Source organism: Ensifer sp. (assembly GCF_035999185.1).
Taxonomy (GTDB): domain Bacteria; phylum Pseudomonadota; class Alphaproteobacteria; order Rhizobiales; family Rhizobiaceae; genus Ensifer.
The window spans coordinates 1-8,310 of sequence record NZ_DASYHB010000080.1 but is presented as its reverse complement, the minus strand read 5'-3'; the positions used below and the strand labels follow the sequence as shown (position 1 = coordinate 8,310).

Sequence of the window (8,310 nt, the reverse complement as noted above, 5' to 3'; positions counted from 1 at the left end):
GGAGCTCGCCATGCCGAGACTATTCACCGCCCTCGAAATTCCGCGCAATGCTGCAATGAGTCTTTCATTGCTGCGCGGAGGTCTTCCCGGAGCTCGCTGGATCGATGTGGAGAACTACCACATCACCTTGCGCTTCATCGGTGACGTCGATTGGCGCACCGCAGACGAGATCATCGACAAGCTCGACCGGATCGAACGCCCCGAATTCCAGCTGCAACTGACCGGCACCGGCGCGTTCGGCTCGAAGAAGCCGCATTCGGTCTGGGCCGGCGTTACCAACCAGCCGGAAATGTACGCGCTGCAGGCCGAGATCGAACGCATCTGCCAAAGGCTCGGACTGCAACCGGATCCACGCAAGTTCACGCCGCACGTGACGCTGGCGCGGCTGCGTTCCAGCCGGGTCGAAGACGTCGTCGAATATCTCTCGGGGCGCGGCAACTTCATGACCTCGCTCTTCAACGTCTCGCGCTTCGTGCTCCTGTCGTCTCGCGATTCGGTCGGCGGCGGCCCGTATCTCACCGAAGAGGTCTTCCCGCTTCACGAGGTGCGTTCGCCTAGCCTTTCGAGCAACGACGAACATCCGGCATCAAGCATCTGGTAGAGAGCCTCGAAGGCGTCCGCGCCTTCGTAGTAGGGATCCGGTACGTTCTGGCTGCGGCCAGTGGCGTAGCCGAGGAAGAGCTGCACCTTGTCGGCCGTGCCGGCGGGTGCCAAGCGCTTCAACATTGCGACGTTGTCCTCGTCCATGCCCAGGATCAGGTCGAAGCCTGAAAAGTCCTCAGCGCGCACCTGCCGGCCGCTGAGACCGGAAATGTCGATGCCATGCCGGCGCGCCACCGCAATCGAACGGCGGTCCGGCGGATCGCCGATGTGCCAGGCGCCGGTCCCGGCCGAATCCACCTTCAGCCACGAAGCGAGCCCCTTCTCGATGGCGCGTTCGCGCAGCACGCCTTCTGCGAGCGGCGACCGACAGATATTGCCGAGACAAACGAAAAGAACTCTGACCGGTTTCATGTTATGCAATTTCCAGGACTGTAGACGATGCGCGTTTACACGCGGTGACCTACGGCGCCGTGCGTCTTGTCAGCCGCGCAAAGGTCGCTGTAGCACTTTGAAGTGCTGCATGTTTTTATCCTTTAATCGGCTACGATCAAAGGAAACATGCGGTAGCCTTCGAACAGACGGGCGGGAGCGGAGATGACCATGAGACCGGACAAATTGGACGAAGCGACGATTGCCGAAAACCTGCACAAGATGGAGGGCTGGGTGCGTTCCGAGGACGGCAACTCGATCTGGAAGGCGTTCCGGTTCAAGAACTTCGTCGAGGCCTTCGGTTTCATGACCGAGTGCGCGATCGTCGCCGAGAAGCTCGACCATCACCCGGAATGGTTCAACGTCTACAATCGCGTCGACGTAACCCTGACCACCCACGACGCCAAGGGTTTGACCGAACTCGACTTCAAGCTGGCTGCCCGGATGGATAAGGCGGCGGCCGGCCGCATGCCCGATCATTTGAAATAGAGCCACCAGTTCCCATATGAAAGCATGTCGCGCAAAAGCGCGAAGCGGTTTTGCGGTAACGATATGCGGACAGTCAAAGGCTAAGCGCTCGCGACGCGCTTTGGGGACGCTGCAACAGCGGAAGCGGGACGATGGACGACATCAAGATCGGTGAAATTCTCTTGCCTGGCGAAGAATCCGAGCAGGAGCGCAGGGAGAAGCGCGTGAAGCGCCGCTTCTGGCCGACCTTTCGCCGGGCCGCGCGCCAGATCCCCTTCAGCCGTGACCTCGTCGCCGCTTACTTCTGCGCCATCGATCCGAAGACGCCGACGCGCACCCGCGGCATCCTGCTTGCCGCACTCGCCTATTTCGTGCTGCCGCTCGATATCGTGCCTGACTTTCTCGCCGTCGTCGGCTTCTCCGACGACGTCGCCGTGCTGACCGCAGCCTTTGCCGCCATCAGCGGCCAGATCAAGGAAACGCACTATACCAAGGCCGACGAGACGCTGGCCGATGCGCCGGAGACCTGACACCGGAAGCCGTCCGTCTGGTTGCGGCGCCCCATTCCTGCCCGAAAGTCAAACTCTTGCCCGAATCTTTGTGGCATAGAGTTGAAAATGACGTCGGTCGCCCGCTTCGGCGCGGCTGGCGCCACGCAATGGCTTGGGGCAGGAAACCTTCTGGAACAGCATTCCGAGGCGACGCGTCCAGCACCGACCCTTGGTTCGCCCATCGCGAATCATCGGGCGAAAGACGCTGGAGCAAGGGGGCAAACCGCCCCGTTTCGGAGCTAAACCCACGGTTTTCGGCCATCGTTGACGGTTTGGTAACCTGAATTAAGTCAAAACAAGCTTAATCATGACTACGCGTCGCCCGTCTGACCTGTTTCGGGTGATCGAAAAGCAAGAAAAGCGGCAGGACCTCATGTTTGTAAGAAAGATCGCAACCGCAATCGCACTCGTTCTGGCGACCGCCAGCATGGCTGCCGCTCAGTCTCCGACGCGCATCCAGCAGTTCAACGCCTGGGGCGCCTATTCCTACAACGCCGGCGGTGGCAAGGTTTGCTACGTGCTGTCGGTTCCGAAGGAAAAGAGCCCGGCTGGCATCGACCACGGCGACATCTTCTTCCTCGTTTCCCAACGCCCGGGCCAGAACATCAGCTATGAGCCGCAGGCGATGATGGGTTACCCCTTGCAGGAAAACTCCAAGGTCAACGTCGTCATCGACGGCCGCACCTTCGTGATGTTCACCAAGGGCAACTCGGCCTGGGTGGAAAATGCAGCCGAAGAACCGGCGCTGGTCGCCGCGATGAAGACCGGCAAGGCGATGTCGGTCAACGCGAAGTCGCGCAGGGGCACGGCAACCTCCTACTCCTACTCGCTCTCGGGCATCTCGGCTGCGCTGAAGCAGATCGAGGCGTGCAAGTAATTCCGCTTCGCAAGACGGAAATCAGGGCCGGCTGCAAAGCCGGCCTTTTGCGTTCAAGGCTCTGCCTCGTGACTCCGGGCCAAAACAATGCTAAAGGCCGCTCAACTTGAGAGCCTCCGCGCCCTATTGGCCGCTTTCGATGGCTCGACCGATTTCAATTCGCGCATCAGGACGAATTCCGGACCCGCAGTCCGGACGGCCTCACGCCCGTACGACAGGACAACGCGAGCATGGCAGCCACTGAAATTCTGAACCGGGTGGAAATCGCTAAGGCGCCGCAGGTGCGCACCGCGCCGCAAGCAGAGAAACCCTCCCTGATCGGCCTGCTGCGCGAGGATATGGCCAAGGCACTCGTCGAAAAGGGCATTCCCGAACGCCAGGTCAAGATGCGGGTCAGCCAGCTCTGGCACTGGCTTTATGTGCGCGGCGTCTCCGACTTCGACCATATGACCAATGTGTCGAAGGACATGCGCGAAATGCTGAAAGAGCATTTCACCATTGCCCGGCCAGAGATCGTCGAAGAGCAGATTTCCGGCGACGGCACCCGCAAGTGGCTGCTGCGCTTCCCGGCGCGCGGCGCCGGTCGCCCGGTCGAGATCGAGACCGTCTATATTCCCGAGGAAGGCCGCGGCACGCTCTGCATTTCGAGCCAGGTCGGCTGCACCCTCACCTGCTCCTTCTGTCACACCGGCACGCAGAAGCTGGTGCGCAACCTGACGGCGGAGGAAATCCTCGCGCAGCTGTTGCTCGCCCGCGACCGGCTTGGCGATTTCCCGGAACGCGACACGCCGCAGGGCGCGATCGTGCCCGCCGAAGGCCGCAAGATCACCAACATCGTCATGATGGGGATGGGCGAGCCGCTCTACAATTTCGAGCACGTCAAGACCGCGCTTTTGATCGCGTCGGACGGAGAAGGCCTGTCGCTCTCCAAGCGTCGCATCACGCTGTCGACCTCCGGCATCGTGCCCGAGATCTACCGCACCGGCGAGGAAATCGGCGTCATGCTGGCAATCTCGCTGCATGCGGTGCGTGACGACCTGCGCGACATGCTGGTGCCGATCAACAAGAAGTACCCGCTGAAGGAACTGATGGACGCCTGCCGCGCCTATCCGGGGCTTTCCAACGCCCGCCGCATCACCTTCGAATATGTGATGCTGAAGGACGTCAACGACAGCCTGGAAGACGCCAAGCAGCTGGTGAAGCTCTTGAAGGGCGTTCCGGCAAAAATCAACCTCATCCCCTTCAACCCCTGGCCGGGCACCAACTACCAGTGTTCCGACTGGGAGCACATCGAGAAGTTTGCCGACTTCATCAACCAGGCCGGCTACGCCTCGCCGATCCGCACCCCGCGCGGCCGCGACATCCTTGCCGCCTGCGGTCAGCTGAAGTCGGAATCCGAGCGCATGCGCAAGGTCGACCGCCTCGCCTTCGAGGCGATGATGATCGCCAATCACGGCGAGGACTGAGCCGAAACGCCCGTGCGGCGACGGTTCTTCGCTCCCGACCTAACGCCATCGATGAAGAACTTTGATGGATGATGCAGTTCCTATCGATTGATTTCATGCCTCCGGTTTCTTAAAGAAAGCGGGAAATCAATCGGAGGACAACCCATGCGCTCACTTCTCATCGCCCTTGCCGCCACAGTGGCATTCACCCTGCCCGCCCGCGCCGATGAGGTGACCGTTGCCGTGACAGCGATCGTCGAGCATCCGGCGCTCGATGCTGCCCGCGACGGCGTGAAGGATGCGCTGGCCGCAGCCGGCTACAAGGAAGGCGAGAACCTCAAGTTCATCTACGAGTCGGCCCAGGGCAACCCGGCAACGGCCGCCCAGATCGCTCGCCAGTTCGCCGGCGAAGCACCTGATGTGATCGTCCCGATCTCCACACCGTCCGCCCAGGCGGTCGTATCGTCCACCCGCGACATCCCGGTCGTCTTCACCGCCGTTTCCGACCCGCTCGGCGCGCAGCTCGTCAAGGACATGGACAAGCCCGGCGGTAACGTCACCGGCCTTTCCGATATGTCGCCGGTCGCCGAGCACGTGGCCCTGATCAAGGAGATCCTGCCGAACGCCAAGTCGATCGCCTATCTCTACAACTCGGGCGAAGCCAACTCCGTTTCGCTGCTCGCGGTGCTCAAGGCCGAAGCCGAAAAGGCCGGCCTGACCGTCGTTGAATCCGCCGCCACCAAGTCGGCGGAAGTCCAGGGTGCGGCCCGCGCGCTCGTCGGCCGTGCCGATGCGATCTACGTGCCCACCGACAACACGATCATTTCCGCGCTCGAAGGTGCCGTGGCCGTCGCTGAGGAAGCCAAGCTGCCGCTCTTCACCGCTGACACGGATTCGGTTTCGCGCGGCTCTCTCGCAGCGCTCGGCTTCAACTACTACGACGTCGGCAAGCAGACCGGCGACGTGGTCGTGCGCATCCTCAAGGGCGAAAACCCGGGCGATATCGCCGTCAAGGTTGCCGCCGGTTCCGACCTGGTGATCAACAAGAAGGCCGCCGAAAAGATGGGCGTCACCCTTCCGGAAAGTGTCGTAAAGCGCGCAACGCGCGTTGTTGAATAAGGCTTTCAGCCTTTTCAGGTTCAAGTTTGTTGCGTTTTGCCCGCCTCCGTTCCATACGGGGGCGGTTCGCTATGAGGGGCCCGGAATACCGAAGGCCGCTCCAAGTTTCTAAGCTGCACATGCGCCCGGCCGTGAGCCCCATGTGCCAAGCGGGAGCGTCGCGCTCACAAGCACAACCAAGCGCGACACGTAGAAAGAGGGTCTGGGGTTGAGTGTCATCGCTTTCTGGGGAGCCGTGGAGCTGGGGCTGGTCTATGCCTTCGTCGCCCTCGGTGTCTTTCTCGCATTCCGGGTTCTCGATTTCCCCGACCTGACGGTCGACGGATCGTTTCCGCTGGGTGCTGCCGTCACTGCGGTCCTGATCATCGCCGGCTTCAATCCGTGGCTTGCGGCCGGCGTCGCCATGGTTGCGGGGGCTGCCGCCGGCATCGTCACGGCGATGCTCAATGTGCGCTTCAAGATCCTCAACCTGCTCGCCTCGATCCTGACGATGATCGCGCTGTTCTCAGTCAATCTGCGCGTCATGGGCAAGCCGAACGTCGCGCTGATCAATGCCGATACCATGCTGTCGCCCTTCTACGGCCTCGGCCTTCGCGATTTCTACGTCCGGCCGCTGTTCATCGGCGTTCTGGTCATCATCGCGATCATCGTCGTCTGGCGCTTCCTTGAGAGCGATGCCGGTCTGGCAATGCGCGCCACCGGCGCCAATGCCCGCATGGCCCGCGCACAGGGCGTGGACACCAACCGCCAAATCTATCTCGGCATGGCGATCTCCAACGCGCTGGTGGCGCTTGGCGGCGCGCTCTTTGCCCAGACCAACGGCTTTGCCGACGTCACCTCGGGCGTGGGCACCATCGTCGTCGGTCTTGCTGCTGTCATCATCGGCGAGACGCTGCTTGGCGCCCGCGGCATCCTGATCGCGCTGATCGGCTGCGTGCTCGGCTCGATCCTCTACCGCATCGCCATCCAGCTGGCGCTGTCGACCGACATGCTCGGGCTGCAGGCTTCCGACCTCAACTTCGTGACAGCCGCCCTCGTGACCTTTGCCCTTGTCCTTCCCCGCCTGCGTCGTGGAGGTGCGGCATGATCAGCGTCAAGAACATCCAGGTTATCTTCGGCAAGGGAACGCCGCTGCAGAAACAGGCGCTGAACGGCGTCGACCTGACGATCGAGCAGGGCTCCTTCGTCACCGTCATCGGCTCCAACGGCGCCGGCAAATCGACACTGCTCGGCGTGCTCGCCGGCGACGTTCTACCGAGTGCCGGCCAGGTGACGATCGGCACGACGGATGTGACCCGCAAGGGCACCGCCGCCCGCGCCGGCCTCGTCGCCCGCGTCTTCCAGGATCCGCTGACCGGAAGCTGCGGTGCACTGTCGATCGAGGAAAACCTGGCACTTGCCGCCAAGCGCGGCGAAGCCCGCGGCCTGACCGCAGCGCTCGGCCCCAAGCGTCGCGAGCATTTCCGCGAGCGCATCGCTGAACTCAATCTCGGCCTTGAAAAGCGCATGGGCGACCGCATGGACCTCCTGTCCGGCGGCCAGCGCCAGGCGGTCTCGCTGGTCATGGCGACGCTTGCCGGCTCCGAAGTGCTGCTGCTCGACGAGCATACCGCAGCACTCGATCCTGGTATGGCCGAGTTCGTGATGAACCTCACCCAGAAGATTGTCTCCGAGCGCAAGCTGACGACGATGATGGTGACCCACTCGATGCGCCAGGCGCTCGACTACGGCCACCGCACCATCATGCTGCATGGCGGCGAGATCGTCCTCGACGTCGCCGGCGACAGTCGCAAGGAGCTGCAGGTCGAAGACCTGATCGCCATGTTCCGCCGAATCCGCGGCCAGACGCTCGACGATGATGCGTTGCTGATCGGCTGAGTACAGAAGACTACTTCATAACAAAGCCCGGACATCCACGATGTCCGGGCTTTTTGTTTACCGAGCCGTCGTCGTGAAAATCTTCACCGCAAACACCGAGAAGACCCCGGCGAAGCTGAAGTCGAGTGCCCGCATTACGCCCTTGTTGCGCTGCAGCCAGGAGGCAAGCCAATCGGCCGTGAAGACGACCAGCATGTTCACCGGCATGCCGATGGTGATGAAGAACAGGCCGAGGAACAGAAGCTTGCCGGTGACCGACGGATCGTCAGCGCTGACAAACTGTGGCAGGAAGGTCATGAAGAAGATGATGACCTTGGGGTTCAAGAGGTTGACCCAGAAACCGGCCGAGATGTTGGCGAGCGCCTTGCCTTCGGTCGCCTCGACCTTCTGCACCGAGATGCTGGAGCCGAAGCGGATCGCCTGCACCGCCAACCAAAGCAGATAGGCGGCACCGCCGGTCTTGAGGATCGTAAAGGCAGTCGGCGACGCAGTGATCAGCGCCGAGATGCCGAAGGCGACGAGTAGCGTATGCACGACGATGCCAAAGCTGGTTCCGAGCACGACGAAAAGAGCCGGCTTCTTGCCCTGCGCCAGCGCCCGGCTGATCGACAGCGTCATGTCCGGGCCGGGTGTGGCCGCCAGAAGCAGCGTCGCGGCGGCGAAAGTGAGAAGGGTCGCAAGGTTGGGAATGAAGTCCATCGTCGTTTCCTCGGCATACGGTCACATCCACTAATCCGGCGCCCGCGCTTTTGCCAACGGATTCGCGACATACGGCGTTCTAGCGCTTGTATCGCCGCAGGTTCTGGCTAAAGTGCCGCAGATTTGCACGCGGCATCGCCGCCCTCCCCAAGACCAGACGGACGGAAACCATGGCATCGCATAAAGACGTGAAAAAGGTCGTTCTCGCCTATTCGGGCGGTCTCGACACCTCGATCATCCT

10 protein-coding genes are annotated in these 8,310 nt (G+C 62.0%); 8 read left to right on the top strand and 2 right to left on the bottom strand.

Translation table 11 applies throughout. From position 1 onward, the window contains the following. Nucleotides 1-10: 10 nt before the first annotated feature. Nucleotides 11-601, top strand: a complete 591-nt coding sequence (gene thpR, locus VGO04_RS08095) for an RNA 2',3'-cyclic phosphodiesterase (RefSeq protein WP_327495437.1) — start codon at nucleotides 11-13, stop codon at nucleotides 599-601. On the opposite strand, the gene VGO04_RS08090 is transcribed toward thpR, so the two are convergent. Further along, nucleotides 538-1,014, bottom strand: coding sequence for a low molecular weight protein-tyrosine-phosphatase (locus VGO04_RS08090; RefSeq protein WP_327495436.1), 477 nt, complete (start codon nucleotides 1,012-1,014; stop codon nucleotides 538-540). The two genes, thpR and VGO04_RS08090, sit on opposite strands and share 64 nt — an antisense overlap. 189 nt (nucleotides 1,015-1,203) lie before the next feature. Between VGO04_RS08090 and VGO04_RS08085 the strand changes: the two genes are divergently transcribed. From VGO04_RS08085 to VGO04_RS08055, 7 genes are all read left to right on the top strand, one after another. Further along, nucleotides 1,204-1,521: a 4a-hydroxytetrahydrobiopterin dehydratase gene (locus tag VGO04_RS08085; RefSeq protein ID WP_327495435.1), complete on the top strand. Its 318-nt coding sequence runs from the start codon at nucleotides 1,204-1,206 to the stop codon at nucleotides 1,519-1,521. Between the two features lie 131 nt (nucleotides 1,522-1,652). Then, nucleotides 1,653-2,030 carry a YkvA family protein gene (locus tag VGO04_RS08080; protein ID WP_327495434.1) on the top strand — a complete coding sequence of 126 codons (378 nt, stop codon included), beginning with the start codon at nucleotides 1,653-1,655 and terminating at the stop codon, nucleotides 2,028-2,030. A gap of 394 nt (nucleotides 2,031-2,424) precedes the next feature. Continuing rightward, complete coding sequence (locus VGO04_RS08075; RefSeq protein ID WP_327495433.1) at nucleotides 2,425-2,928, top strand: invasion associated locus B family protein; 504 nt, start codon at nucleotides 2,425-2,427, stop codon at nucleotides 2,926-2,928. A gap of 230 nt (nucleotides 2,929-3,158) precedes the next feature. Further along, the gene (gene rlmN, locus VGO04_RS08070) at nucleotides 3,159-4,394 is read left to right on the top strand and encodes a 23S rRNA (adenine(2503)-C(2))-methyltransferase RlmN (RefSeq protein WP_327495432.1); all 1,236 of its coding nucleotides are present in this window, start codon (nucleotides 3,159-3,161) and stop codon (nucleotides 4,392-4,394) included. Between the two features lie 144 nt (nucleotides 4,395-4,538). After that, complete coding sequence (locus VGO04_RS08065) at nucleotides 4,539-5,492, top strand: ABC transporter substrate-binding protein (RefSeq protein WP_327495430.1); 954 nt, start codon at nucleotides 4,539-4,541, stop codon at nucleotides 5,490-5,492. A gap of 208 nt (nucleotides 5,493-5,700) precedes the next feature. Then, the gene (locus VGO04_RS08060) at nucleotides 5,701-6,579 is read left to right on the top strand and encodes an ABC transporter permease (RefSeq protein WP_327495429.1); all 879 of its coding nucleotides are present in this window, start codon (nucleotides 5,701-5,703) and stop codon (nucleotides 6,577-6,579) included. Then, complete coding sequence (locus VGO04_RS08055) at nucleotides 6,576-7,370, top strand: ABC transporter ATP-binding protein (RefSeq protein ID WP_327495428.1); 795 nt, start codon at nucleotides 6,576-6,578, stop codon at nucleotides 7,368-7,370. The genes VGO04_RS08060 and VGO04_RS08055 overlap by 4 nt, the downstream gene beginning before the upstream one ends. Nucleotides 7,371-7,427: 57 nt before the next feature. Here VGO04_RS08055 and VGO04_RS08050 read toward each other — a convergent pair whose 3' ends face one another. Next, nucleotides 7,428-8,069, bottom strand: coding sequence for a LysE family translocator (locus tag VGO04_RS08050; RefSeq protein ID WP_327495427.1), 642 nt, complete (start codon nucleotides 8,067-8,069; stop codon nucleotides 7,428-7,430). Nucleotides 8,070-8,310: the final 241 nt, after the last annotated feature.

Excerpts from the sequence above, each read along its gene's own strand:
- VGO04_RS08075 (WP_327495433.1), top strand. The coding sequence starts at position 2,425 with ATGTTTGTAAGAAAGATCGCAACCGCAATCGCACTCGTTCTGGCGACC.
- rlmN (WP_327495432.1), top strand. The coding sequence starts at position 3,159 with ATGGCAGCCACTGAAATTCTGAACCGGGTGGAAATCGCTAAGGCGCCG.
- thpR (WP_327495437.1), top strand. The coding sequence starts at position 11 with ATGCCGAGACTATTCACCGCCCTCGAAATTCCGCGCAATGCTGCAATG.
- VGO04_RS08055 (WP_327495428.1), top strand. The coding sequence starts at position 6,576 with ATGATCAGCGTCAAGAACATCCAGGTTATCTTCGGCAAGGGAACGCCG.
- VGO04_RS08085 (WP_327495435.1), top strand. The coding sequence starts at position 1,204 with ATGAGACCGGACAAATTGGACGAAGCGACGATTGCCGAAAACCTGCAC.
- VGO04_RS08065 (WP_327495430.1), top strand. The coding sequence starts at position 4,539 with ATGCGCTCACTTCTCATCGCCCTTGCCGCCACAGTGGCATTCACCCTG.
- VGO04_RS08050 (WP_327495427.1), bottom strand. The coding sequence starts at position 8,069 with ATGGACTTCATTCCCAACCTTGCGACCCTTCTCACTTTCGCCGCCGCG.
- VGO04_RS08080 (WP_327495434.1), top strand. The coding sequence starts at position 1,653 with ATGGACGACATCAAGATCGGTGAAATTCTCTTGCCTGGCGAAGAATCC.
- VGO04_RS08090 (WP_327495436.1), bottom strand. The coding sequence starts at position 1,014 with ATGAAACCGGTCAGAGTTCTTTTCGTTTGTCTCGGCAATATCTGTCGG.